Origin of the sequence: Kribbella sp. NPDC051770 (assembly GCF_040681455.1) — a bacterium.
Classification (GTDB): Bacteria; Actinomycetota; Actinomycetes; order Propionibacteriales; family Kribbellaceae; genus Kribbella.
In genome coordinates, this window is record NZ_JBFAYT010000004.1 from 465949 (window position 1) to 489209 (window position 23261).

The 23261-nt window shown below is 70.7% G+C and carries 25 protein-coding genes; 8 read left to right on the forward strand and 17 right to left on the reverse strand.

Annotated elements, in window-relative coordinates; all coding sequences use genetic code 11:
• Positions 1 to 98 precede the first annotated feature (98 nt).
• Positions 99 to 524, forward strand: a complete 426-nt coding sequence (locus AB0M01_RS17075) for a protein phosphatase (protein ID WP_363670294.1) — start codon at positions 99 to 101, stop codon at positions 522 to 524.
• Here AB0M01_RS17075 and AB0M01_RS17080 read toward each other — a convergent pair.
• Positions 500 to 1309 carry a helix-turn-helix transcriptional regulator gene (locus tag AB0M01_RS17080; protein ID WP_363670296.1) on the reverse strand — a complete coding sequence of 270 codons (810 nt, stop codon included), beginning with the start codon at positions 1307 to 1309 and terminating at the stop codon, positions 500 to 502. The genes AB0M01_RS17075 and AB0M01_RS17080 overlap by 25 nt on opposite strands.
• Positions 1310 to 1357: 48 nt before the next feature.
• Here AB0M01_RS17080 and AB0M01_RS17085 point away from each other — a divergent pair, with 48 nt between their 5' ends.
• Together AB0M01_RS17085 and AB0M01_RS17090 are read left to right on the forward strand one after the other, a co-directional pair.
• Entirely contained in the window at positions 1358 to 1753 is a 396-nt protein-coding gene (locus AB0M01_RS17085; RefSeq protein ID WP_363670298.1) for a RidA family protein, read from the forward strand.
• Complete coding sequence (locus AB0M01_RS17090) at positions 1750 to 2298, forward strand: GrpB family protein (RefSeq protein ID WP_363670301.1); 549 nt, start codon at positions 1750 to 1752, stop codon at positions 2296 to 2298. Before AB0M01_RS17085 ends, AB0M01_RS17090 begins: the two co-directional genes overlap by 4 nt.
• Here AB0M01_RS17090 and AB0M01_RS17095 read toward each other — a convergent pair.
• Positions 2237 to 3550 (reverse strand): FAD-binding oxidoreductase, encoded by a 1314-nt coding sequence (locus tag AB0M01_RS17095; protein ID WP_363670303.1) that lies wholly within the window; start codon positions 3548 to 3550, stop codon positions 2237 to 2239. The two genes, AB0M01_RS17090 and AB0M01_RS17095, sit on opposite strands and share 62 nt — an antisense overlap.
• A gap of 64 nt (positions 3551 to 3614) precedes the next feature.
• Between AB0M01_RS17095 and AB0M01_RS17100 the strand changes: the two genes are divergently transcribed.
• Positions 3615 to 4577, forward strand: a complete 963-nt coding sequence (locus tag AB0M01_RS17100) for a YafY family protein (protein ID WP_363670305.1) — start codon at positions 3615 to 3617, stop codon at positions 4575 to 4577.
• Here AB0M01_RS17100 and AB0M01_RS17105 read toward each other — a convergent pair.
• Positions 4574 to 4975, reverse strand: coding sequence for a hypothetical protein (locus AB0M01_RS17105; protein WP_363670307.1), 402 nt, complete (start codon positions 4973 to 4975; stop codon positions 4574 to 4576). The two genes, AB0M01_RS17100 and AB0M01_RS17105, sit on opposite strands and share 4 nt — an antisense overlap.
• 13 nt (positions 4976 to 4988) lie before the next feature.
• Positions 4989 to 5498, reverse strand: a complete 510-nt coding sequence (locus AB0M01_RS17110; protein ID WP_363670310.1) for a hypothetical protein — start codon at positions 5496 to 5498, stop codon at positions 4989 to 4991.
• 85 nt (positions 5499 to 5583) lie between these two features.
• Here AB0M01_RS17110 and AB0M01_RS17115 point away from each other — a divergent pair, with 85 nt between their 5' ends.
• On the forward strand, positions 5584 to 6216 hold the full coding sequence (locus AB0M01_RS17115) for a MerR family transcriptional regulator (RefSeq protein ID WP_363670312.1): 633 nt from the start codon (positions 5584 to 5586) through the stop codon (positions 6214 to 6216).
• Here the strand turns inward: AB0M01_RS17115 and dnaB are convergent.
• A complete protein-coding gene (dnaB, locus tag AB0M01_RS17120) occupies positions 6213 to 8006 on the reverse strand; it encodes a replicative DNA helicase (RefSeq protein WP_363670580.1) in 1794 nt (597 codons plus the stop codon). The genes AB0M01_RS17115 and dnaB overlap by 4 nt on opposite strands.
• A 439-nt stretch (positions 8007 to 8445) precedes the next feature.
• Here dnaB and AB0M01_RS17125 point away from each other — a divergent pair, with 439 nt between their 5' ends.
• Positions 8446 to 9759: an MATE family efflux transporter gene (locus AB0M01_RS17125; RefSeq protein WP_363670314.1), complete on the forward strand. Its 1314-nt coding sequence runs from the start codon at positions 8446 to 8448 to the stop codon at positions 9757 to 9759.
• An 18-nt stretch (positions 9760 to 9777) separates the two neighbouring features.
• Here the strand turns inward: AB0M01_RS17125 and AB0M01_RS17130 are convergent, their stop codons facing one another.
• The 10 genes from AB0M01_RS17130 to AB0M01_RS17175 form a co-directional block, all read right to left on the reverse strand.
• Positions 9778 to 10794, reverse strand: a complete 1017-nt coding sequence (locus AB0M01_RS17130) for a tryptophan--tRNA ligase (RefSeq protein ID WP_363670316.1) — start codon at positions 10792 to 10794, stop codon at positions 9778 to 9780.
• 40 nt (positions 10795 to 10834) lie between these two features.
• Positions 10835 to 11203: a DUF4913 domain-containing protein gene (locus AB0M01_RS17135; protein WP_363670318.1), complete on the reverse strand. Its 369-nt coding sequence runs from the start codon at positions 11201 to 11203 to the stop codon at positions 10835 to 10837.
• A gap of 76 nt (positions 11204 to 11279) precedes the next feature.
• The gene (locus AB0M01_RS17140; protein ID WP_363670320.1) at positions 11280 to 13205 is read right to left on the reverse strand and encodes a TraM recognition domain-containing protein; all 1926 of its coding nucleotides are present in this window, start codon (positions 13203 to 13205) and stop codon (positions 11280 to 11282) included.
• Positions 13205 to 14818 carry an ATP/GTP-binding protein gene (locus tag AB0M01_RS17145; RefSeq protein WP_363670322.1) on the reverse strand — a complete coding sequence of 538 codons (1614 nt, stop codon included), beginning with the start codon at positions 14816 to 14818 and terminating at the stop codon, positions 13205 to 13207. Before AB0M01_RS17145 ends, AB0M01_RS17140 begins: the two co-directional genes overlap by 1 nt.
• A gap of 16 nt (positions 14819 to 14834) precedes the next feature.
• The gene (locus tag AB0M01_RS17150; RefSeq protein WP_363670324.1) at positions 14835 to 16343 is read right to left on the reverse strand and encodes an SCO6880 family protein; all 1509 of its coding nucleotides are present in this window, start codon (positions 16341 to 16343) and stop codon (positions 14835 to 14837) included.
• Positions 16330 to 17874, reverse strand: a complete 1545-nt coding sequence (locus AB0M01_RS17155; RefSeq protein WP_363670326.1) for a hypothetical protein — start codon at positions 17872 to 17874, stop codon at positions 16330 to 16332. The genes AB0M01_RS17150 and AB0M01_RS17155 overlap by 14 nt, the downstream gene beginning before the upstream one ends.
• A gap of 1 nt (position 17875) precedes the next feature.
• On the reverse strand, positions 17876 to 18796 hold the full coding sequence (locus tag AB0M01_RS17160; RefSeq protein ID WP_363670328.1) for a type IV secretion system protein: 921 nt from the start codon (positions 18794 to 18796) through the stop codon (positions 17876 to 17878).
• On the reverse strand, positions 18796 to 19644 hold the full coding sequence (locus AB0M01_RS17165; RefSeq protein ID WP_363670330.1) for a hypothetical protein: 849 nt from the start codon (positions 19642 to 19644) through the stop codon (positions 18796 to 18798). The genes AB0M01_RS17160 and AB0M01_RS17165 overlap by 1 nt, the downstream gene beginning before the upstream one ends.
• 50 nt (positions 19645 to 19694) lie before the next feature.
• Entirely contained in the window at positions 19695 to 19961 is a 267-nt protein-coding gene (locus tag AB0M01_RS17170) for a TrbC/VirB2 family protein (RefSeq protein ID WP_363670333.1), read from the reverse strand.
• A gap of 12 nt (positions 19962 to 19973) precedes the next feature.
• Positions 19974 to 20603 carry a DUF6668 family protein gene (locus tag AB0M01_RS17175; RefSeq protein WP_363670336.1) on the reverse strand — a complete coding sequence of 210 codons (630 nt, stop codon included), beginning with the start codon at positions 20601 to 20603 and terminating at the stop codon, positions 19974 to 19976.
• Between the two features lie 250 nt (positions 20604 to 20853).
• Between AB0M01_RS17175 and AB0M01_RS17180 the strand changes: the two genes are divergently transcribed.
• On the forward strand, positions 20854 to 22254 hold the full coding sequence (locus AB0M01_RS17180) for a hypothetical protein (RefSeq protein WP_363670338.1): 1401 nt from the start codon (positions 20854 to 20856) through the stop codon (positions 22252 to 22254).
• Positions 22251 to 22496 (forward strand): hypothetical protein, encoded by a 246-nt coding sequence (locus tag AB0M01_RS17185; protein WP_363670340.1) that lies wholly within the window; start codon positions 22251 to 22253, stop codon positions 22494 to 22496. Before AB0M01_RS17180 ends, AB0M01_RS17185 begins: the two co-directional genes overlap by 4 nt.
• Before the next feature lie 61 nt (positions 22497 to 22557).
• Here the strand turns inward: AB0M01_RS17185 and rplI are convergent, their stop codons facing one another.
• Together rplI and rpsR are read right to left on the reverse strand one after the other, a co-directional pair.
• Entirely contained in the window at positions 22558 to 23004 is a 447-nt protein-coding gene (gene rplI / locus AB0M01_RS17190; protein WP_363670343.1) for a 50S ribosomal protein L9, read from the reverse strand.
• Positions 23005 to 23018: 14 nt separating this feature from the next.
• A complete protein-coding gene (gene rpsR, locus AB0M01_RS17195) occupies positions 23019 to 23252 on the reverse strand; it encodes a 30S ribosomal protein S18 (protein WP_012924539.1) in 234 nt (77 codons plus the stop codon).
• Between the last annotated feature and the right edge of the window lie 9 nt (positions 23253 to 23261).

Below are 23261 nucleotides of genomic sequence, written 5' to 3' on the forward strand. Positions count from 1 at the left end.
CCACCAGCCCGTAGTACGGCCTAACGGCTCGACACGTACTACGCCACTCGGCCCCGAGCGGATCTCCGCCGGGGCCGTGGTGGTTCTAGGGTTGGGCGATGGGATGGGACGCGGAGGACCACGGGGTACTGCGGCTGCCGTCGGGGCGGCTGGTGCGGGGGCGCGGGCTGCGGAACCCGATGCCGGCGGTTGAGCCGACGTACGGGGTGTACTTGCTCGGCAAGGAGCCGCCGGCCGTGGGGTGGGAGAGCCGGTGGCTGCGCTGGCCGGACTTCCGGCTGCCTGCTGATCGTGGTGAAGCGCGTGAGGTCTTCGTCGACGCGCTGGAGCGGGTTGGGCGCGGTGAGCGGGTCGAGTTCGCGTGCGGTGGCGGGCGTGGGCGGACGGGAACGGCGCTTGCCTGTTTGGCGATCCTCGATGGGGTGTCACCCAACGAGGCCGTCGCCTATGTGCGCACGCACTACTCCGCGCACGCCGTCGAGACGCCCTGGCAGAAGCGTTACGTACGCCGCTTCGCCGCGTGAAGCGAGCCGAGCAACGCGAGCGAGTCGGCGTCCTTGCTGCCGGCGGCCGCCGTCCCGACCAGGAGGGACTGGCCGGGAGCGTGCTGGACGTCGAAGGTCTGGTAGGTCAGCGTGATCCGGCCGAGGTCGGGGTGGTCGAAGGTCTTGGTCTTGATGCCGAGGCTGCTCACGCCGTGGTCGTTCCAGAGCTGCTCGAACTCCTTGCTGGAGGCAAGTAGTTCGTCGACGACCGCGCGTACTCCGGCGTCGTCGGCATCGGCCAGGCGGAGCGCCTCGACCGAGTCCCGGGCGACCTTCGGCCAGTCGGCGAACAGCTCGCGCGCGGCCGGGTCGTGGAACAGGCTGTGCACCATGTTGCGCCGGTCGGCCAGCGGCGCGAGCAGCGCCTCGGCCAGGTCGTTCGAGGCGAGCACCTCCAGGCGCCGGTTGACGATGTAGGCGACGGCGGTCGGGAACGCGTCCATCAGCTGCCGCAGCGCGGGATCGACCTCGTCCTGCGCCTCCGTTGACGACGGCAACAGTCCCGCCAGCCGGTACGCGTGCAGGCGGGCGTCGTCGGAGAACTGCAGTGCCCGGGCGATCGCCTCGACGACCTGCCCGGACGGGCTGCGCTCGCGGCCCTGCTCGAGCCGCCTGTAGTAGTCGGCGCTGACCCCGGCGAGCACGGCGACCTCCTCGCGGCGGAGCCCGGCCACCCGCCGTACGCCGTACACAGGCAGCCCGACGTCCGCCGGCTCGACCTGCGACCGGCGTACGCGGAGGAACTCGCCCAGCTCGTTGGCCATCGGCTAATTCTATTGACCCGCCCGGCTTCGGTGGCCTTGGCTGACCTGGTGACCATCGAGCGCAGCAATCCCGCAGGCCTGCACCCGACCCCCGGCTACCACCACGTGACCACCGTCGAGGCGTCCCGCCTCGTCTTCCTGGCCGGGCAGTGCCCGCTCGCCCCCGACGGCGCGCTGGCGGAGGGCGGCCTCGCGGGCCAGACCGCGCAGGTCATCGACAACATCCTCACCGCACTCGAGTCGGCCGGCGCGCGGCCGGCGGACGTCGTCCGCACGGTCATCTACGTCGCCAGCCCCGACCGCGACGAACTGGCCGCGGTGTGGACACAGCTGAACGAGTCGTCGCTGGCTCCGGCTTTCACGACCGCCAGCACGCTGCTCGGCGTCGCCCAGCTCGGCTTCCCGGGTCAGCTCGTAGAGATCGACGTGACCGCGGCGCTGTGACCGCTCCTGCGGAGGTCGTCACGTACGACGAGCGCTGGCCGCGCTGGTTCGACGAGCTCCGGGCCGGGCTCGAGCCGCTGCTCGCCGGCGTACCGCACGTCGTCGAGCACGTCGGGAGCACGGCCGTGCCGGGCCTCGCCGCCAAGCCGATCATCGACCTGGACGTCGTCGTACCGTCGGCCGATCACGTATCTGCGGCGGTTGCTGCGCTGGGCGCGGGTGGCTACCGGCACCAAGGCAACCTCGGCATCAGCGGGCGGGAGGCGTTCGAGCTGCCTGCTGAGGTGGTGCGCTACCACCACCTGTACGTCGTGGTCGAGGGCAACCAGGCGCACCGCGACCACGTCGGGCTGCGCGATCTGCTGCGGGAGGACGCGGTCGCGCGGGCGCGGTACGCGGAGCGCAAGCTCGAACTGGCTCCTCTGTTGACCACCGATCGCGCCGCCTACGGAGCGGGGAAGACGGCGCTGATCGGTGAGTTGCTCAGAGCGCGTGGTTCGGCTGGAGCAGGCCGGTCGGGTCGAGCTGGGCGCGGAGCTTCTTGAGGCGCTGCAGTGTTTCCGGTTCGTAGGCCTCGGCGACCTCGTCTGCGGTGAGGGGACCGAGGCTGAAGTTGAGTTGGCGGCCGATCGGTGTCCAGGGCTCCAGGATGCTGCGGTGGAGCTCGGTGAAGTCCTGGTCGCCGGGTGAGAGGACGGTCAGGGCGTACTGCGCGGCGCGGTGGCCGACGGCGTTCGGGATCTCCGGCTCGCGGGAGAGTGCGCCGCCGAGGTGGCGGATGCCGATCACGCACATCGCGGGGGCTTCCGGGCCGGCCAGCTTGGGGATCGTGGCGAGGGCGGTCGGGTCGAGGTCGGCGAGCAGGGCGTTCTGGGCGCGGTAGCCGTGCGGCTGCTCGGGTTCGGCGAAGATGCGGGCGGAGTCGGCGTACGGGAGGTCGGCGAAGGTGTCCATCACCGGGTCGCCGAGGGCGCGGAGTGGGGCGATCAGTTCCTCGGCGGTCTCGAGGTCTTTCAGGATGCAGAGCTGGAGCTGCGCGATGTGCTTGCCGCGGAGTGGCTCCGGGACGGCTGGGATGTCCGGGAGGACCAGTACGCCGACTGCTGAGGTGACCTCGTCGGGCACGGTCGTCGTCCACTCGCGCCAGGTCTCCAGGACGCCGGGCGTCGTGGCGAGGTCGTAGTACAGGCTGCCGCCGGACACGGTCGCGACCTCGAACAGGTCGATCTCCAGCTCGGTGACGATGCCGAAGTTGCCGCCGCCACCGCGCAGCGCCCAGAAGAGTTCCGCATCGTCGGGGGAATCCGAGCCGGGCCCGGTCGGGCTGAGCGAGCGCAGCTCGCCGTCGGGCGTCACGACGTCGATCCGGCGGACGTGGTCGGCGGCGAAGCCGTGCTTGCGGGCCATCAGGCCGAGGCCGCCGCCGAGCGTGTACGAGACCGCGCCGACGCCGGGGAAGCTGCCGGACAGCGGCGCCAGCCCGTACGGCGTACTGGCGGCGACCACCTGCTGCCAGGTCGCGCCCGCCTGGATCGTCGCCGACCGCTGCTCCGGGTCGACCGTCACGCCGGCGAAGCCGCTGGTCGTGAGCAGCACGCCGTCGGTCGGCGTGGTGTGGCCGTGGCCGCTCGCCTGGACCGCGAGCCGCAGCCCGTGGTCGCGGGCGTAGCGCACCGCTTCCTGGATGTCGGCCGCGCTGGTCGCGCCGAAGATCCGCGCCGGGCGGTGCGGGTTGCGGCGCTGGAAGCCGGTCCGCTGGTCGTCGTAGCCGCTGGTTTCGGGGGTCCAAATCTCCATGCGGTCGACCGTAGGACGGCTTGAGGACAGGACTTGTCCTCAAGCTGTGGATATCTTTGTGGATATGAACGACCTGCCCGGACGGCTGCTGCGGCTGCTCTCGCTGCTGCAGTCGCGCCGGGAGTGGTCCGGCGCCGAGCTCTCGGAGCGGCTGGGCGTGACCAGCCGGACCGTCCGCCGCGACGTCGACCGGCTGCGCGCGCTCGACTACCCGGTCGTCGGTACGACGGGAACCGCCGGCGGCTACCGCCTGGTCTCGGGCAAGGCGATGCCGCCACTGACGCTGTCCGACGACGAGGCCGTGGCAGTCGCGGTCGGGCTCGCGAGCGCGGGCAGCGGCGGCGTGACCGGGATGTACGACAGCTCGATGAGCGCGCTGGCCAAGCTGTCGCAGGTGCTGCCGCCGCGGCTTCGTCCACAGGTCGCGGCGGTCGGCGCGGCGTCGGTGGTCGCGCGGGCGGACCTGCCGCAGGTCGATCCCGGGCTGCTCGCGGTGCTCGCGGCCTGCTGCCGGGACCTGGAGATCGTTGCCTTCGACTACGAGTCGCGGCACGGCGCGAAGACCAGCCGGCGGGTCGAGCCGCACCACCTGGTCGCGCTGGTCGGGACCTGGTACCTGCTCGCGTTCGACCCGGACCGCGACGACTGGCGCAGCTTCCGGGTCGACCGGATCAGCGAGGTCCGGACGAGCCGGCACCGGTTCGTTCGGCGGGAGATCCCGGCGGCCGACGCCGCGGCGTACTTGTCGGAGTCGTTCGCGGCGGCGTCGTACCGGCACTCGGCGGTACTACGGGTGGAGCTGTCGGAGGAGGCAGTGCGGGAGGGGTTCTACGGGTGGTGGCTGCCGGGGACCGTCGTACCGACCGGGCCGGAGTCTTGCGTGCTGACACTGAGCGCCGACTCGGCGCAGCTGCTGATCCAGTACGTCGCCGGGGTGGTTGCCCTGGGCGCCGACTTCACGCTGGAGGCGCCGCCGGAGACGGCGGCGATCATCCAGTCGGTCGGCGCCCGGTTGTCGTCGAGTTAGGCGGTGAGCAGGCCGATCCCGAGGGTCAGCGCGCCGACGGCGAGTGCGGCGGCGCCCACCCACAGGATGGCGATGAACTTGTTCGGCTGGTTGACGTTCTTGCCGGCCGACGACGCGAAGAACCCGCCGGACATCAGGATCGCCGCGACCGGCAGCGCGAGCCGGCCGACCCACAGCCAGAAACCGCTCAGGCCGGTCTGGTCGACGTACAGGAGACCGACCAGGCTGAGGATCACCAGCACACCGGCGTGCGCGTGCCCGGCCCGCGCGAACGCCTTCTGGAAGTCGGTCATCGGGATCTGGCCGCGGGCGATCTTGGTCAGGAACCAGCCGCCGAACTCGATCGTGACGATGGTCAGCAGGATGACTCCGGCGATCATCCGGGAGGGATCGGACATCTGACGTGCTCCTTCAGTGGTGGACGAGGTCGCGCTGCGGCGCGGCGCTCGGCGTACGGGTCGAACGGGCCGCCCAGACGGCGACCGCGATGTACAGGATCTGCTCGGGGATCCGCTGCCACAACGGTGTCGCGGCCTCCCCGGTGCTGAACGAGATCTGCTCGACGGCCTCGTAGACGTTGGCCGGCAGCAACGCCACGAACAGCGCGGCGAGCGACCAGCCGGCCGCCCGGCGGGTCGCGGTGACGACCAGGCCGAGCGCGCCGAGCAGCTCCAGTACGCCGGTCAGGTAGACCACCGCGTCGGCGTACGGGACGAAGGGCGGCACGATCCGGACCAGGTCGGCGTGGTTGGGCATCACGGTGACGCCGGCCGGAACGAAGTGCGCGCTCGCGGTCAGCACCAGCATCACCGCCAGCCCGTGCGCGGCGGCGACCGGCCAGCGCGCGAACCGGCGGACGCCGAGCGCGCCGAGCCCGCGGAACGCCAGCGTCGCGAGGACGAGCACGGCGACGATCAGCATCTTCTCTCCTCAGCATGGATAGTCGGACTATCCGTTAATGGATACTGCTACTATCCATCACAGGCCAAGGGAAGACAAGGTGGTTATGCGAATCGCAGAACTGAGCCGGCAGTCGGGCGTCCCGGTGCCGACGATCAAGTACTACCTGCGCGAGGGCCTGCTCCCCGCCGGCGAGCTGACCAGCCCGAACCAGGCGTCGTACGGCGAGACGCACCTGCGCCGGCTGCGCCTGATCCGCGCCCTGATCGACCTCGGCCAGGTCCCGGTCGCCCGCGTGAAGGACATCCTCGAGGGCCTCGACTCCGACGACCTCCCGCTGCACGACCAGATCGGCCGCGCGCACCGCGCGATCACCCCGACCCGCCCCGCCTCCGCGAACACCGAGGCCCGCACCGCGGCCGCCGTCCAGGTCGGCGACCTGATCACCCGCCGCGGCTGGCAGGTCGAACCCGACGCCCCCGCCCTCACCACCCTGATCGAGACCGTCGCCGCCCTGCGCACCCTCGACCAGGACCACCTCGCCGACTACCTCGACGCGTACGCCGACGCCGTCGAGAAGTTCACCGCCCTCGAGGTCGCCTCGGTCACCACCCGCACCGACCCCGACCAGATCGCCGAGTCGGTCGTCATCGGCACCATCCTCGGCGAAACCCTGATCGCCGCCCTCAGACTGCTCGCCCAGGAGTCGATCTCAGCGCACAGCTGGCCCCGCGACTAGCCGTCGTGGGCCATGTCGACGAAGCGGGAGTAGTGGCCCTGGAAGGCGACGACGACGTCGGCGGTGGGGCCGTTGCGGTGTTTGGCGACGATGAAGTCGGCTTCGCCGGGGCGGGTGGACTCGCGCTCGTAGGCGTCCTCGCGGTGCAGCAGGAGCACCACGTCGGCGTCCTGCTCGAGCGATCCACTTTCGCGCAGGTCGGAGGCCATTGGGCGTTTGTCGGAGCGTTGCTCGGAGCCTCGGTTGAGCTGGCAGATGGCGACGACGGGGAGCTCGAGCTCCTTGGCCAGCAGTTTGATCGAGCGGGAGAACTCCGAGACCTCGAGCTGGCGGGACTCGACCTTCTTGCCGGACGTCATCAGCTGGAGGTAGTCGATGACGATCAGGCGCAGGTCGTGCCGCTGCTTGAGGCGGCGGGCCTTGGCGCGGATCTCCATCATGGTCAGGTTCGGTGAGTCGTCGATGAACAGCGGGGCCTCGGAGACCTCGCCCATCTTGCGGGCCAGCCGGGCCCAGTCCTCATCGGTCATCTTGCCGTTGCGCATGTGGTGCAGCGGGACCTTCGCCTCGGCCGAGAGCAGTCGCATGGTGATCTCGTTGCGGCTCATCTCCAGCGAGAAGATGCACGAGGTCAGGCCGTGCTTGATCGACGCGGAGCGGGCGAAGTCCAGCCCGAGCGTGGAGTTGTGGGTCGGGACCATCGTCTTGCCGGCCAGGTAGAGGTGGTCGGCGTTGTCGACCTCGACGCAGCGGACCGGCACCGAGGCGACCGGCTCGACCCGCTCGATCCGGCGGTCGGGCTCACCGAGCACCCCGGTGGTCACGCCGTGCCCGTCGATCTCCCGCGGCGCGGACTTCGGCACCGCCGGAGTGAATCCCTCGTACGCCGACATCGCGCTGTGCAGGTCGAGCGTCGTGCAGACGACGGGCTGGCCGCCGTCCTCGACGACCCACTGGTGCTCGGCGTCGGCGACGATCGTCGTCCCGTCGCTGAAGGTCAGCTGGTAGCACGGCCGGTCCTCGAGCACCTCGGTCGCGGCGACCACCCGGGTCGGCAGGCCGTCGGCGTCGAGCAGCACGTCACCGGTCGCGACCTCGCCCATCGTCGTCCAGCCGGACGGCGTCGGCAGCGGGGTGTCCAGCGCGAGCGCCTTGCCCATCGCGGGACGCGCGGCGACGATGATCATCTGGCCCGGGTGCAGCCCGTTGGTCAGCTCGTCGAGATCGGTGAAGCCGGTCGGGACGCCGACCATCGCGTCACCGCGGGAGTCGATCGCCTCGATCTCGTCGAGGGCGCCCTCCATGATGTCCTTCAGCGGCGCGTAGTCCTCGGTGGTCCGCTTCTCGGTGACCTGGTAGATCTCGGCCTGGGCCTCGTCGACGACGTCGTCGACCTCGCCCTCCCCGGCGTACCCGAGCTGGACGATCTTGGTCCCGGCCTCGACCAGCCGGCGCAGGATCGCCTTCTCCCGGACGATGTGCGCGTAGTAGCTCGCGTTGGCGGCCAGCGGCACCGAGGCGACCAGGGTGTGCACGTACGGCGCACCGCCGATCCGGGCCATCTCGCCGCGCTTGGTCAGCTCGGCCGCGACGGTGATCGCGTCGGCCGGCTCACCGCGGGCGTACAGGTCGGTGATCGCGTCGTAGACCGACTCGTGCGCCGGGCGGTAGAAGTCCGTGCCGCGGACGGTCTCGATGCAGTCGGCGATCGCGTCCTTGCTGAGCATCATCGCGCCGAGCACGCACTGCTCGGCGGCCAGGTCCTGCGGCGGCGTCCGGTCGAAGCCCATCGCCGGGTTGCGTTCCTCGTTCCCGCCGTCCTGCCCCCCGCGGAACTCCGCAACGCTCACTTCGCCCGACCTCCATCGTCCGCCCACCGACCCGCCCAACGGGTCGAACACGTGATCGAACCGTATCCGGCGTCGCCGACAGTTTTCCCCGAGCCACCCAAGCCCCCGAGTCGGGCGGACGGCGCCGGTCCCGCGACGGTACGCCGGAAGCACCGCGACCCGGTAGCCGAGTGTCCACAGGGGCTGTGCAAGACCTGTGGGAAACCCCGCCCACCCCTGTGCACAGGTTGGGAACAACCCTGTGGATATCTTGGCGAGAAGATCCACAACATCCCTCTGACCTGCGGTTTCTCCAACCCACAGGTGTGGAGGAGAAAAAGATTCGAGACAGTTCGGTCCGCTGCGTTGTGCACAGCCTGTGTCAGGCACAATAAGCCCCGTGCGCCTTACCAGCAGTCAGGACCGGGAGATCCTCCGGCTGGCGGTGCCGGCCTTCTTCGCCCTCGTCTCCGAGCCGCTGATGCTGCTGGCCGACTCCGCCATCGTCGGCCACCTCGGCACCCCGCAGCTGGCCGCGCTCGGGATCGCGGGCACGATCCTGCAGACCCTCGTCGGCATCTGCGTCTTCCTCGCCTACGGCACCACGTCGGCAGTCGCCCGCCGGATCGGCGCCGGCGACCACAAGGGCGCACTCGCCCAGGGCATCGACGGCCTCTGGCTCGCGCTGCTGCTCGGCGTCGTACTGGCTGCTCTCGGGCTGCTGCTCGCGCCGTCCGCGATCGGCGCGTTCAACCCGTCGCCGGACGTCGCCGACCACGCGGTGACCTACCTGCGGATCAGCTGCCTCGGCATCCCGTCGATGCTGCTGCTGCTCGCGGCCACCGGCGTACTGCGCGGGCTGCAGGACACCAAGACGCCGATGATCGTCGCGATCACCGCGAACCTGCTGAACATCGTGCTCAACCTGGTCCTGGTCTACGGCCTCGACCTGGACATCGCCGGCTCCGCCCTCGGTACGGCGCTCGCGCAGACCGCCGCCGGGGTCGCGCTGGTCGTGGTCGTCGTCCGTGGCGCCCGCCGCGACGGCGCCAAGCTGCGCCCGGACTTCCCCGGTATCCGCGCCTCGGCGCACTCCGGCGTACCGCTGATCGTCCGCACGCTGACGCTGCGCGTCGCGATCATCCTGGCCACCTTCGTCGCCACCTCCCTCGGTACGACGTCCGTCGCCGCGCACCAGGTCGCGTTCACGCTCTGGTCGTTCCTGGCGCTCGCCCTGGACGCGATCGCGATCGCCGCGCAGGCGCTCACCGGCCGCTCGCTGGGCGCGGGCGACGTCGAGGGCACCCGTGCGATCACGCGCCGGATGATGTGGTGGGGACTCTGGTCGGGGCTCGTCGGCGGCCTCGCGTTGTGGGGCCTGCACACGATCTACGTGCCCTGGTTCACCGAGGACCCGGCCGTGCGGCACTCGCTGTCGGCGGTGCTGCTGGTCGCCGCGCTCTGGCAGCCGGTGAACGGCGTGGTGTTCGTGCTGGACGGCGTACTGATCGGCGCGGGCGACGGGCCGTACCTGGCGGTCGCCGGGGTGATCGCGCTCGTGCTCTACGTCCCGCTGGCGCTCAGCGTGATCTGGTTCGACGGCGGCGTCGTGGCGCTGTGGTGGGCGTTCGGCGGGTTCATGCTGCTCCGCCTGCTGACACTGGTCACCCGCGAACGCCGCGACGCCTGGCTGGTCACCGGCGCGGTCCGCTGACCGCGCCGGCCACAACAGCTACTGCGAGATACCGACCGCGTCCCGGACCCGGTCGAGCACAACCCGCGCGCGGGCCCGGGCCCGGACGGCACCGGCCTCGAGCAGGTCGTCCAGGTCGGAGCCCGGCGCCATCAGCTCGTCGTACCGGGCGCGGAGCGGGCCGATCTGGGTGTTGATCACCTCGAACAGCTCGTTCTTCAGGTCGCCCCAGCCCATCCCGCCGGCCTCAAGCCGCTTACGGACATCGGCCAGCTGCTCCGGCGTCGCGAACTGCTCGTAGATCAGGAACGCCGACGAGCTGTCCGGGTCCTTCGGGTCCTCGACCGGGGTGCTGTCGGTGGCGATCTTGCGGACCAGCTTCTTCAGCTGGTTCTCCGGCGCGAACAGCGGGAGCGTGTTGCCGTAGCTCTTGCTCATCTTGCGGCCGTCGATGCCCGGCAGGGTCTTGGCGGCGTCGTCCTCCGGCAGCACGAGGCGCGGGACCTTCAGCTTGTCCTCACCGAACAGGTGGTTGAACGTGCCGGCGATGTCGGCGGCGTACTCGACGTGCTGGGACTGGTCCTTGCCGACCGGGACCACGTCGGAGTCCATCAGCAGGATGTCGGCGGCCATCAGCACCGGGTAGTTGTACAGGCCCATGTTGACGCCCGCGTCGAGGTCGGTCTTGCCGGCCTCCTGGTTCTTGTCCCGGGCCGCCTTGTACGCGTGCGCCCGGTTCATCAGGCCCTTGGCCGCCACCGTCGACAGCACCCAGTGCAGCTCGAACGTCTCCGGTACGTCGGACTGCCGGTACATCGTGATCCGGTCGGTGTCGAGACCCGCCGCGATCCAGGTGGCCGCCACCGAGCGCGTGTAGTGCCGCAGCTGCTCGGCGTCCCGGAGCACGGTCAGCGCGTGGTAGTCGGCGATGAAGTACATCGCGTCGTAGGAGTCGGCCAGCTGCAGCGCCGGCCGGATCGCGCCGATCAGGTTGCCGAGATGCGGGTCGCCGGTCGGCTTGATCCCGGTCAGCGACACCGGACGTGCGGATTCCATAACCATGTCTCTATTCTCCCAGAGCCTGCCGGCTGCTGGATCAGATGCTGGATTCGCGCTGGTCGTAGAACAGTCCCTCGGGCGGCGGCACGGTCGCCAGCGGGCGCGCGGTGTACTCGCTGTGCGCGCCGCGGCAGCCCGCGAACGGGCCGTCGGGGTTGAGCAGCACGTGCATGTGCGGGTCGGCGTGGTCGCGCCACCAGACCGACATCCCGGTCGCCGGGTCGAGCCGCAGGTGCTCCCAGGCCCGCCAGATCGAGTCCAGCCGGCTGAGCGCCTCGGCGTGCCGGAACCACTCCGGGCACCAGACGAAGGTCTGCCCGAGCCGGCGCGCGTACAGGTAGACCAGGCGATCCTCCACGAAGGCCGCGACGTGCGGGTAGTACAGCTCCATCACGTCGTCGTCCATGGCTCTCCTCCTGGGCTGCCGTCCGGCCGGACGGTGCGACCACGCCGGTCACACCGCCTTGGTGCACTCCACATTGTCACCCGCGCCGGTCGTTCGGGTTCGGCGGGCTCCACTGCGCCTGACCCCACTGCTGCGGCTGCTGCTGCCCCTGCGGCGGTACGGCGGGCTGGTTGTCCGGCGTCGCCGGCCAGGCCGCCTGGGCCGGGCCGAGCGGGTTGTGCTTGGCCTTCTGGCCGGCCGCGATCCACGGGTTCGACGCGCCGCCCGCCGGGCCGGCGGTCGACGCGGCGCCCGGGTCGAACTGGGCCAGCGACGCCCGCACCGACGCGGCGTCCGGCCGGGCCATCCACGGGATCGTCTTGATCATCGTGGCCGGCGTCCCGGAGGCGAACACCACCGCGCGGCCGGGTGGCATCGAGGTCAGGTCGGAGACCTCCATGATCGCGTGCCGCTGCACCTGGCTGCTGTGCGAGCGCTTGCCGCCCTCGTAGGAGACCGTGTTCGAGTTGATGTCGTACTCGCCGATCAGCTTGCTGAGCCGCTCCAGGAAGTTCGAGTCCGAGACACCGCCGCCGTACACCCGGATGTTCGCCGAGGACCAGAGCTTCTCGATGCCGTGCTCGCCCCAGCACTCCACGCCCTGGGCCCACGACTGCAGGATCGTCATCAGCACGATGCCGCGGGAGCCGAAGTGGCTGTAGAGGTCGGGCAGGTCCTTCCAGCGGCAGACGTTCGCCGCCTCGTCCAGTACGCCGACCAGCGGCGTGGGCAGCCGGCCCATCGGGCAGGTCTTGGCGTACTCCTCGGCCGCCTCGACGATCGCGACGGTGAGGCCGGCGACCAGCGGGCCCGCCGTACCGGTGCCTTCCTTGGACAGGCTGTAGAGGGTGCCGCTGCTGCGGACGAACTCGTGCGGGTCGAACTGCGGCCGGTTGTCGCTCGGGCCGTTCGGGTTCACCCACTTGGCGACCTTGCGGTTGAGCAGGAACTGCACGTTCGGCTGCGCCGTACCGAAGACGCCGGCGCGCTGCTTGTCCGGGAGGCTGTAGAGGCTGGCCATCTGCTGCGCGGGCAGCTCGTAGCCGGGGGTGTTGTCGAGGATGCGGGCGGGCTCGTCGTTGAGCTGGTCGGCGAGCCACAGGTACACCTGGTTGATCGGCCGCTTGGCCAGCGCTGCCGCGAGCAGGAGCCCGGCCAGCAGGTCGGCGGCCACGGTGTCGAAGTACGCGTCGGAGCGGGCGCCTTCCTGGCGCTGGCTGTTGACGATGTGGTCGGCGAACTGCCGGGCCTTCACCTCGTCGGTGACGTAGCTCAGCGGGTTCCACCACCAGGTGGGCTCCTCGTCCGCGACGCCCTGCGGGTCGAACACCCAGACCTGGCCCTTGGCGCTGCGCGGGCCGCGGCTGGAGTCGACGATGTCGCGCTTGTTCGAGGTCGCGATCACCGCACCCGGCGCGTCCAGGATCGCCGGTACGGCGCGGGTCGTGGTCTTACCGGTCCGCGGACCCCAGATGTCGATGTGCATGTCTTCCCAGGAGCCGAACAGCTCGAGGTCGTCGCGCACGGTCCGGCCGATGAAGACCCCCGGACCGGCGTGCCCGGCGCCGAGCCGGTTCGCGGTCTCCTGGGCGCCCTCGCGGAGGATCTTGCGCAGGTCCTTGCGGTTCGACATCAGCTGCGCGTGCCGGTCGACCCGGGACTTGCTGCCGCTCCGGTTGCGCAGCAGCATGAACAGGCCGGCGCCGAGCGCGGCCACGACGACGATCTCGGCGACCAGTACGACGGTGGCCGCGCCCGGCCACTCGTAGTCGCCGGAGATCAGGTCGATCGGCACCGACAGCGGGTTGCCGCCGGGCTTCTTGTCGCCGCTGATCGCGGCCCCGAGCGAGGCCGCGACCCAGGTCCCGACCGAGACCAGCGCGACCAGTCCGATCACGGCGAACAGCGCGATCGCCTCGGGTGAGATCGCGGCGCCGCCGGTGCTCTTGCGTCCCTGTGCCATCAGTCGTCAACTCCGCTTCGGGCGACCACCCGGGTGGTGGGGTCGGGCGGAGGCAGCTGGGCCGGGTCGTCGAAGGTGTACTCGGCCACCACCTCCTCGGTCCCGTCGTCGGCGATCTCCACCTTGAGCGGGCGGCCGTCGGCGCCGGTCTTCCAGAGCTTGTTGGTGTCGTTGATCTCGCGCTCGACCGAGGTCAGCCCGACGTGCACCGGGATGCCCGGGCGGCCGCCGACCTTGACCAGGAAGTTGCCTCGTCCGGGCGGTGCGGCCTCCTCGCCGGTGGCCGGGTCCCACGCGGGCGGGTCCTGCCAGCCGATGAGCATGTTCTGCTCCTCCTCCGACATCGGCACCACCTCGGTGAGGTTCTGCATCTCGGCCCGCGGCAGCCCGCCGCAGATCACCATGCCGGAGCGCTCGACGAAGCCCTTGGCCTTCATCCGGTCCTCGGCGTGCTCCAGCGCCAGCAGGTCGGACATGGTGTGCGAGATCATCGCCATCCCGACACCGCGCTGCCGGTTCAGCCGGGTCAGGGCGTCGACCCGGTCGACCAGGCCGCGGCCGGCCCGCAGTACCCGCCAGAGCTCGTCGAGGATGACGAAGTAGTGCCGCCGCGGCTCGAGGCCGGCGTCGGCCAGCGCCTGCGAGACCGCGACCGCGCCGAACCCGTACGACCAGCAGGCCAGCAGGACGGCGGCCTGCAGGTTCGTCTCGGAGTCGTCGATGTTGGAGACGTCGAAGACCACCGGCCGGTCCAGCTTCATCGGGTGGTCGGTCTGCTCGGAGAAGATCTCGCCGAGCCGGCCGCCGCCGACCAGCCCGATCAGCGACGCCTCCAGGCCCTCGGTGATCTGCCGGTACCGGTCCAGGCTGCCGCGGTCGAGGGTGACGTTGCGGACCCGGTCGGGCGCGTCCTGGACGACCTTGAGCAGGTCGCGCAGCACCGGCGTGCCCTCGTGGCGCTCGTCGAGCACCTTGAGGGCCTCGTCGATGATGGTCTCCTCGCGGTCGGTCGGCGGGGCCGACCGCATGATCGAGATCAGCGCCGAGACCATCGTCTGCCGGCGGCCGTGCGCGTCGGCCTCGATCGCCTGCCGGGCCGAGCCGGTCAGCCGCAGCGCGGCCTGCCGGGACTCGCCCGGGTCGAGCACGTTCAGGTGGCCGCGGCCGCGGCCGAGCTGGATGACCTGGCCGCCGAGCGCCTCGATCAGGTCCTTGTAGTCGGGCTTCAGGTCGCCGAGCACCAGCGGCATCACGCCGTACCCGGCCAGGCCGAGCGCCATCCGGCGGGTGATCGTGGACTTGCCCAGACCGGGTTTGCCGAGCACGAACATCGACGGGTTCGAGATCAGCTTGGCCCGCATGAACCAGCTGATCGGGTCGCAGCACATGGTCGCGCCGGAGATGATGTTGCGGCCGATCGGCACCCCGACCATCGGGCTGCCGGTACCGGCCGCGAACGGCCACATCCCGCAGACCTGCACGGTGGTCCCGCGCCACTCCGCCGGGGCCTGCAGGTACGTCGAGTAACCGCCGCCCATCCCCGGCCAGCCGCGCGGCATCGGGCGGCGGCCGCCGCGGCTCGGGTCGACCGGCTTCTTCGGCTTCTTGCTCACGAGCTCTCCCGTCGGCTCACAGCGCTTCCCGCAGCCCCGCCGGCACCGACAGGTGGCTCTGCATCACGACACCGAGCGGCAGCCCGGCGACGAACGCCGAGTCCTGCGACCCGTACGCCGGCCGCAGCAGCACCCGGGCGGTGGCGCCGAGGTTGTCGATCGCGGCGACCATGTCCGGCAGTTGCTCGGCGGTCATCACCGTCCCGGTCACGACCATGCCGAAGTTCACCAGGCCGGCACCGCGGGCCTCCTCCTGCGCCGTCCGGTCGGCGGCCCGGGCCTCGGCCATCGAGCGGGCCGACGGCCGCGAGGACGCGGTGGCGCGGAACGACGCGTTGCGCTTGTCGGCCTCGACCATCCGGGCCGCGGTCGCGGCGTCCAGCGGCCGGTATAGGAGGGTGACCCGCTTGCGGTCGATGTCCGGGTGCGGCCCGACCAGCTGGGACAGCACCGAGGAGAACACCTCGCCGCGCGGCGCCTGCGTCATCTGCCAGGTGATCGACCAGGCGCTGTCGTGCCGGTACTTGTCCCAGAACGACTGCGCCCCGGCCGGGCCGACGTCGGTCCACTGCAGCTCCGGCGCGATGCCCTGCCCACGCGCCTCGTCGATCAGTACGGCGGCCGCCGGGTCGTAGGCGATCCGGATCGTCTCGCACAGCTCCTGCGCGGTGACCGGCCGGGCCGCGCCCGCGCCGGTCGAGTTCAGGCTCTGGGTCAGGGCCGGCAACCGGGACGCGAGCTCGCGGCCCATGTCGTCCTCCTTGCGCCGCTTCCCGTTCCGGTCGGTGCCCTTGAAGGTCAGCGCCACCCGGGCCGACACCAGCGCCGAACCCTCCGGGTAGGTCTGGATCACCTCGGCCAGCATCGCCCGCGCGATCGCCGGCGTCCCGTCCTGCATGTTCTGCGAGACCTCACGGCGCAACCGGATCCCGGTGTCCGGCGCGGTCTCGACGGTGACCGAGGCGGCGACGATGCCCGGCTCGTGACCGAGCGAGGCCAGCCACTGCCCCCAGTGCGCCACCCAGACGTCGACCTGGTCCTCGTCGACCAGCGAGGCGCCGTCGGGCTCGGCGTTGATCACCACGGTGAAGTGCCGGGTGCTCGGGTAGAACAGCAGCGCGAACGGCCGGCCGTAGGAGTCCTGGTACTCGCTGAGCTGGGAGGCCGCGGCGAGACCGGGCAGCTGGAACTTGCCCCACGCCGTACGGCCGAGGGGTCCGGATCGGTAGACGTTGTGCCTGGCCATCTTCGCTCGCTGCCATCCAATTCGGGTCGAGAGCCTCTGCAGGGCGGAGTGCCCGTGCTTGTCCTTGGTCATCAGCAGCAGCAGCGCCGTACCGACGATCAACAGCGACACCAGCGCACCGCCGATCCCGCTGGCCAGGGTGGCGATCATCGTGATCACCAGGCCGAACATCATGATCGCGGTGCCGAGAGTGCCCATCCCGGCGATGCCCGCGGAGGCGGGCGCGCGCCAGTTGCCGTACGTCCTGGGCGCCGTTCGTACGCTGTCAGCCGCTGCCACTTGGTCCCTCATCCATCGCGCTGTCGTCGCCGATTGCCTCGCTGCTCACGTCCTTGGCGGTGTCGATGCCCTTCTTGACCACCGCCGCGGTGGCCACCACCGCGATGCCGACCGGGCCGGCCGCCGCACCCGCACCGGCTGCCGCACCTCCGGCGGCCGCACCACCTGCGGCACCACCAGCCGCTGCGCCACCGCCTGCTGCTCCAGCACTGGCACCAGCACTGGCCCCAGCACCACCGCCGGCTCCAGCACCTGCGCCTGCACCGCCTCCGGCGCCACCGCCTGCACCGCCTCCGGCGCCGCCGCCTCCACCGCCGCCGCCCCCTCCACCGCCACCGCCACCGCCACCGCCGCGACTGCCGCTGGCTTGGCCGGAGCTCTGCGAGCCGCGCGGGCCGGAGCTCGGCGGGGAGGAGTTGCTGCTGCCGGAGCGCCCGACGTTGCGGGAGCCGGACGGGCCGTCACTCTCGCTCGAGGTGCTCTTGCTGGCACCGTCCGCGAGCTTGTCCGCACCGACCATCTTGGCCGCGAGTCCACCGGCACCTGCGGCACCGGCGGTCGCCGCGACCATCGGCGCCACGAACCGCATCAGCGCCGGCATCGCGAACAGCGCGAGCACCAGCATCGTGACGCCGGTGATCATGTTCATGATCGCCGTCCCGGGATCCTGGGCGGTGAAGGCCAGCGGGCCGTTCCGCTCGCCCTCCTCGAAGGCGGCCCCGGTCAGCTTGATCGCGGTCGCGTAGACCAGCGCCGCGACCGGTTTGTACAGGATGAAGGCGACCAGCCAGCCGAGGATCCGCTTGAACCAGTTCCGGCCCATCTCGGTGTTGGTCGCGGCCGCCGCGACCGGCAGCACGCCGAGCAGCAGGATCAGCATCGCGTACCGGACCACCATCAGCACGACCTGGATCACCGACGCCAGCAGCGTCAGGATCGCGATCGCGATCATCAGCCCGGGACCGAGCAGACCGCCCTGGGCGACCGACAGCCCGAACAGCACGATCATCGCGTCGCCGAACGCCTGCTGGCTGCCCGCGCCCATCGTGCAGGTCCACCCGGTGGTCGCGTCGGTGTTCAGCGCGGTGGAGACGATGCACTTGGAGAAGGTGTCGCCGATGCTGATCAGCAGCTGCGCGAGGCCGATCGCGAGGGTGGAGGCGACCGCCAGCGTGAACAGGGACTTGAGGACGTCACGGGCCGCGTCGCCGCGGTGCGACCAGGCCATCTGGGCGCCGCCGACGATCACGCCGATGATCGCCGCGAAGATCGCCAGCCAGGCGGTGTGCTCCCACAGCCAGCCGACCGTCGCGCTGTCCGGCCGTCCCTGCGTGTCACCGACGGCGGGCGTCTCGATGAAGACCCAGAAGGTCCCGATGGTCCCCATCACACTGCCGACGGCCTCGGCCAGCTCACTGAGAATCGGATCGAAGATCAACTTAATCAACGCCTCGACTGCGGGGGTGAGGGCATCCAGCAGAAAGTCCCGGATGCAGGCGTCCCAGCCGTCGTCGCACAGGAGTGCCAGCATGTCAGCCTCCGGTCTTCGGCGAGACGAAACGCAGGATGGCCGGCAGGGCGACGACGGCGAGCATCATCATGGCGACGCCGGTGATCACGGCCAGCGTCTCGTCCGTCGCGCCTTCCGGCGTACCGATCAACGTGATCGCGGCCGCGTAGATGATCGCCGCTATCGGTTTGTAGAGGATGAACCCGGCCAGCCACGAGACCGACCGCTTGAACCACATCATCCCGACCTCGGTGTTGGTGGCCGCCGCGGTCAGCGGCAGGATCCCGACCAGCAGGATCAGCATCCCGTACCGGATCACCATCAGGGCCAGCTGGATGATCGAGGTGACCACCATCAGGATGCCCATCACGATCACCAGCATCAGCCCGACGCCCTCGGTCTTCAGCGGGTTCACCAGGATCTCGCCGATCCGGGTGGCGAACGTCGACACCTCCGGCGTCGGCTCGCCCGGGATCGGCTGCGGCGGCGGCCCGGCCGAGATCGCCGCGTCCACGATCCACTCCGAGAAGCTGTCCGCGACCTGGATCAGCGCACTGGCGAAGGCCACCGCACCGGCCGAGACGACCACCATCGTGAGCAGGCTCTTGACGATGTCGCGGACCGCCTCGCCGCGCTGGGCGATGGCCATCCGGACGCCGCCGACGATCATCGCGATCGTCGCGGCCAGGACCAGCAGCCACAGCGTCCGCTCCTGCACGAAGGCGACCGCGCTGTTGTTGCCGAACTGCGGGGTGTCGATGTCGATCCAGAGCGTGCCGACCGCCTTCATCACCATCTCGACGGCCTTGATCACCACCGCCTTGATCGCGTCGAAGATCAGGTCGAACAGGCTGCCGATCGCCCACTCCAGCGCGTCGCCCAGCTTCTCCGAGATGCAGTCGCCCCAGTCCCACGGCGCCCAGGAACAGCCCAGCGAGATCATCAGGCGCCCCCGAACCGGACGTAACCCTCGAGCGACTGCAGGACGTCCGGCGCGACCGCGCCGTTGAAGCTGCCGTCCGGCTGCAGGACCAGCTTCCAGTCGTTGTCCTGCCAGAGCAGCGTGACCGGCAGGCCGGCCACCTTCTGGCTGTCCAGCCGGACCGCGATCGAGATGATCGCCCGGTTCGGCAGGTAGTCGATCACCTTGAAGCCGGTGAACTGGGAGGTCTGCCCGGTGTTGCGCGGGGTCGGGGAGGTACGGACCGCCTTCAGCGCCAGGGTCCGCCCGTCACCGGGCGCGATCCGGGTCCGCAGGACGGCCTCGGTGAGCTGGGGGTTGCGGATCTGGCCCAGCGTCACCATCGCGGCCAGGACGGCGCCGGTCGGCGAGTGGGCGAAGCAGGAGCGCAGCCCCTTGGCGTCCTGGACGGCCGGTCCGCCCTGCGCCTGCAGGGGAATCAGCATGTTCGTCTCGAACTGCCAGCTGACCGCTCCCGGCGCCTCGCGCGGGATCCGCTGCGGCGGGTTCTTCGCACGGCAGCCCCCGGTACCGCTCGGGGTGGGGGGCACCGACGGGGTCGAGCTGGGCGGGTCCGGGGTGGCCGGTGGTTCGGTGGGGTCGTCGGAGGAGTCGTCGGTCGGGCCCACCTGGGTGGGCGTGACCGACGGGCTCTGCCGGCTGTCCGGCGTACCGGACCGGGCGCCGCCCGCGACCAGCCAGACGACGAGACACACGACGACCGCCCCGATGACGATCGCCGACGCGACGAAGCCGCGACTCTCCCAGACCGAGGCGTTGTTGCCGTCGTCTCCGGAACCGGAAGAGTCGCGTCCACTGAACCAGGCCATCGTGGATCAGCCCCTGGACGAACCGTGCAGGGCGGTGCGCGGCGGGGTCGTCATCCGACGATGGTGTTGACCAGCGCCGAGGCCGTACCGATCACGATGCAGCCCGCGAGGACCCAGCCGAGCCGGGCCGCGTGCTCGCCGCCCTCGCCGCGGCGCTGGCCGATCGCCATCATGGCGCCGGCGACGATGACACCGAGGACGCAGACCGCGATCGCGATCGTCGTCACCCAGCTGACCACCGTGTCGACCTTGTCGGTGACGTCGTCGGGCAGGTCTTCGACGAGCGGGACGAGCAGGTGGATGGTCTTTGCCAACATGAACAGAGCCTTTCAGTACGGGGCGGGGTAGTCCGCTGGATTTGACGCGCGAAGAGCGTAGATGGATTCGAGAACTTCGAAAACCTCGTCAGGGGTGTTGTCCGGCGTGGGATCCTCCCCCCTTCGCCACTCCTCGATCCAGGGGATGTCCCACACGCGGGGAACACCGCCGCCGACGATGTCGGCGAAGTCGTCGAGCACCCGCGGCAGCCGGCCGGGAGCGTCCGCGATCAGCACCAGCCCCAGCACGGCGACCCCCTGGACCACCCCGGAAGCCCATTCGATCGCGGCGCGCTGCGCGGCCCGCAGACCCGACCCGTGCGTCCGCGCGACCAGTACGACGGGAGTCGGCACCGGTGGCGGCGGGATCGGCCAGCGGTGCCCGGCCGCGCGCGTCCCGGGCAGCAGCTGCGACATCGTCGACTCGCCCGCCCCGCCGTGCACGCCGACCCACCACAAGGTGTCGGCCGCGGGGATCGCGAACTTGGGCAGCCGCTGGTCCTCCGCGGGCGCCGGTACGCCGTGCTGCGGCGCCGACGGCCCCCGTGGACCCGCCTCGGGGCCGGGGCCGGCCGCGGATTGCTGCGGCCCGGGCGGCAGCGGCTGCTGCGTCGTCCACGGGTTGTGCTGCGGTTGCGTCATGACCCCTCCTCTCGCGGCGTGTCACGGGCTGTCGCCCACAGTATTGTCTCGCTAACGGGGTACACGGGCGTGACCCATCCACAGGCGAGGATGTTTCTACCCCCTTGTCGGGGTCAGCCGAGCCTGCCGGCTCGGGGCTTGGCATGCCTGGGCGGCAGCATGTGTTCGGTAGGTGTTGCAGGCGGTCGCCATGCTAGAACGAGACCCCGTGAAGCCGACGATCGAGGGAGTTCCGTGGCCTGGATGAGGGGTGACCGTGGCTGACAAGGGCATCCCGTCCTGGCCGAAGGTCACGATTCGGCTGTACGACGACCACAACGCCGAGGTGAAGATCGCCGGGCGCAGCCACCCGGTCAACCACCACGACCCGCGGCAGGCCGCGATCGCGCTGATCGCCGAGCGGGCCGGGCAGCTCGGCCGCCCGGTGAAGGCGACCGCGATCGACTCCGACGGGTCGTCGTGGCCGCTGGTGATCCACCCCGACGGCCAGGTCGACGCGATCGAGGTGGCCCCGAAACGCAAGCCGATCTGGCCGATCGTCGCCGCGGCGGGGCTGGCCGTCGTACTGGTCGGTGGGACGACGGCGTACCTGCTGGTCGGGCGGACCCCCGCGAAGCCGAAGCCGTCGGCGGTGAAGATGCTGCCCGAGCTGCCGTTGCCGCGGATCGTTCCGGACCAGTTCATCGGGCGGCCGGCGCCTCCCGGTTGGACCGGCAACGCGAGCTGGACGGTCGACATCGCCGACGGGTCCGCGCCCGTGGTGTCGCCGGACGGCAGTGAGGTCGCCGTGCTGACCGAGGACCAGAAGCTCGTCGTCCTGGACAGCAACGGGAAGGTGCTCTACCAGGACGAGCTCCCGAAGAACGCGAGCGATCCGGTCTACACCACCATCGACTCCAAGCCGGTGCTCGCGATCGCGACGCCGAAGGAGCTGCGCTACTACCCCGGCGACGGCGTCGAGCCGACGTCGATCGAGCTGCCGAACGGCGCCGACGTGCAGTTCTTCGGGACGTCGCCGCTGATCACCTTCGGGGACACGAGCGCGAGCGTGGTCAGCAACGGTGAGCTGCACACGGTGGAGAACCAGCCGCGCTTCTCGACCGTGCTGCTGGCCGAGGGCGACAAGGCGCTGATCGCGCGGTACGCCGGGCCGCTGTACTGGAGCCAAACCGGGAAGGACTTGCAGCAACTGACCTTGAAGCCGCCGCCGGGCGCGACCGGGATCAACCACGTCGCGATGGCCAGCCCCGGGCGCGCGCTGATCATCTGGAACACGAAGAACCCGGACGCGGTGATCCCGACGGTGAGCTCGACCGCCGACGGGTCGGTCGCGGCGGCCTGCCAGGCGGTGGATCCGCGCCGGGTGTCGAGCTGGAAGTGGGTGCCGGACCCGAGCGGCAAGGTCGCGGCGTACGGCGAGTGCGTCATCGACTTCATCGGGCGGAAGACGACTCTTCTCGAGGATTTCGACCCGTTGTCGGTCACCGGTACGACGATCTACGCGAACTCGGGCGGGAAGCTGTCGTCGATCGTGCCCGGTGGCGGGAAGCTGACCGAGCTGCCGAAGAACGCGGCGCGGCCGTGGGGGATCGCGGGCAACCGCGCGATCGTTGTCCACGGCACCGTTCTGTACGCCTTGGACAAGAAGTGAAGGCCGGACGCTGGGCGCTGGTCGGCGCGTCCGTGCTTCTGGTGCTGGCCCCGGCGTCGGCAGGAGCTGCCGGGTTGGAGGACGAGCCTCGGCCGAGCAGCTGGCCGACGGTCGACAAGCCGAGTGGGTCGATCAACTCGTCGGACCCGCGGCCGGTGAGTCTGCCGACGGTGAAGAAACCCGCGAACGCACAGGGCAGCGATCCGCGCCCGGCGAGCTGGCCGACGGCGAAGAAGGAATGACATGACACAGGGCCCGGACTCCCTGCGGAGTCCGGGCCCTGTCAGTACTACGGGTGGAGCGTCAGACCGCGACGACCTCGAGGCGGACCGTGGCGGCCACGTCGGGGTGCAGCTGGATCGAGACCTGGTGCTTGCCCGTGGTCTTGATCGGCGAGCCGATCGTGATCGCGCGCTTCTCGACCAGCGGGCCACCGGCGGACTTGATCGCACCGGCGACGTCGGCCGGGGTGACCGAGCCGAACAGGCGACCGGTCTCGCCGGCCTTCACGTCCAGCTTGACGCCGAGCTGCTCGAGCTGGTTCTTGACCTCGCTCGCGTGCTCCTTGCCCTGGATCGCCCGGGCGTCGCGCGCCCGCTTGATCGACTGGATCTGCTTCTCGGCGCCGCGCGTCCAGCCGATGGCCAGCCCACGCGGAACCAGGTAGTTGCGGCCGTAGCCGTCCTTCACCTCGACGATGTCGCCGGGGTTACCGAGGCCCTCGACCTCCTGCGCAAGGATGAGCTTCATGGTTCGGACCTCCCTCAGCGAGCCGTGCTCGTGTACGGCAGCAGGGCCACCTCACGAGCGTTCTTGATGGCGGTGGCGACGTCGCGCTGGTGCTGCACGCAGTTCCCGGTCACCCGGCGGGCGCGGATCTTGCCGCGGTCCGAGATGAACTTGCGCAGCAGCGCGGTGTCCTTGTAGTCGACGTACGTCGCCTTGTCCTTGCAGAAGCCGCAGACCTTCTTCTTCGGCTTCCGGATGATTTTGGCCATTGTGGTGCT

Coding starts and splice junctions, on each gene's coding strand:
- AB0M01_RS17075 (WP_363670294.1), top strand. CDS start 99: ATGGGATGGGACGCGGAGGACCACGGGGTACTGCGGCTGCCGTCGGGG.
- AB0M01_RS17080 (WP_363670296.1), bottom strand. CDS start 1,309: ATGGCCAACGAGCTGGGCGAGTTCCTCCGCGTACGCCGGTCGCAGGTC.
- AB0M01_RS17095 (WP_363670303.1), bottom strand. CDS start 3,550: ATGGAGATTTGGACCCCCGAAACCAGCGGCTACGACGACCAGCGGACC.
- AB0M01_RS17100 (WP_363670305.1), top strand. CDS start 3,615: ATGAACGACCTGCCCGGACGGCTGCTGCGGCTGCTCTCGCTGCTGCAG.
- AB0M01_RS17105 (WP_363670307.1), bottom strand. CDS start 4,975: ATGTCCGATCCCTCCCGGATGATCGCCGGAGTCATCCTGCTGACCATC.
- AB0M01_RS17110 (WP_363670310.1), bottom strand. CDS start 5,498: ATGCTGATCGTCGCCGTGCTCGTCCTCGCGACGCTGGCGTTCCGCGGG.
- AB0M01_RS17115 (WP_363670312.1), top strand. CDS start 5,584: ATGCGAATCGCAGAACTGAGCCGGCAGTCGGGCGTCCCGGTGCCGACG.
- dnaB (WP_363670580.1), bottom strand. CDS start 8,006: ATGGGCTTCGACCGGACGCCGCCGCAGGACCTGGCCGCCGAGCAGTGC.
- AB0M01_RS17130 (WP_363670316.1), bottom strand. CDS start 10,794: ATGGAATCCGCACGTCCGGTGTCGCTGACCGGGATCAAGCCGACCGGC.
- AB0M01_RS17135 (WP_363670318.1), bottom strand. CDS start 11,203: ATGGACGACGACGTGATGGAGCTGTACTACCCGCACGTCGCGGCCTTC.
- AB0M01_RS17140 (WP_363670320.1), bottom strand. CDS start 13,205: ATGGCACAGGGACGCAAGAGCACCGGCGGCGCCGCGATCTCACCCGAG.
- AB0M01_RS17155 (WP_363670326.1), bottom strand. CDS start 17,874: ATGCTGGCACTCCTGTGCGACGACGGCTGGGACGCCTGCATCCGGGAC.
- AB0M01_RS17160 (WP_363670328.1), bottom strand. CDS start 18,796: ATGATCTCGCTGGGCTGTTCCTGGGCGCCGTGGGACTGGGGCGACTGC.
- AB0M01_RS17165 (WP_363670330.1), bottom strand. CDS start 19,644: ATGGCCTGGTTCAGTGGACGCGACTCTTCCGGTTCCGGAGACGACGGC.
- AB0M01_RS17170 (WP_363670333.1), bottom strand. CDS start 19,961: ATGTTGGCAAAGACCATCCACCTGCTCGTCCCGCTCGTCGAAGACCTG.
- AB0M01_RS17175 (WP_363670336.1), bottom strand. CDS start 20,603: ATGACGCAACCGCAGCACAACCCGTGGACGACGCAGCAGCCGCTGCCG.
- rplI (WP_363670343.1), bottom strand. CDS start 23,004: ATGAAGCTCATCCTTGCGCAGGAGGTCGAGGGCCTCGGTAACCCCGGC.
- rpsR (WP_012924539.1), bottom strand. CDS start 23,252: ATGGCCAAAATCATCCGGAAGCCGAAGAAGAAGGTCTGCGGCTTCTGC.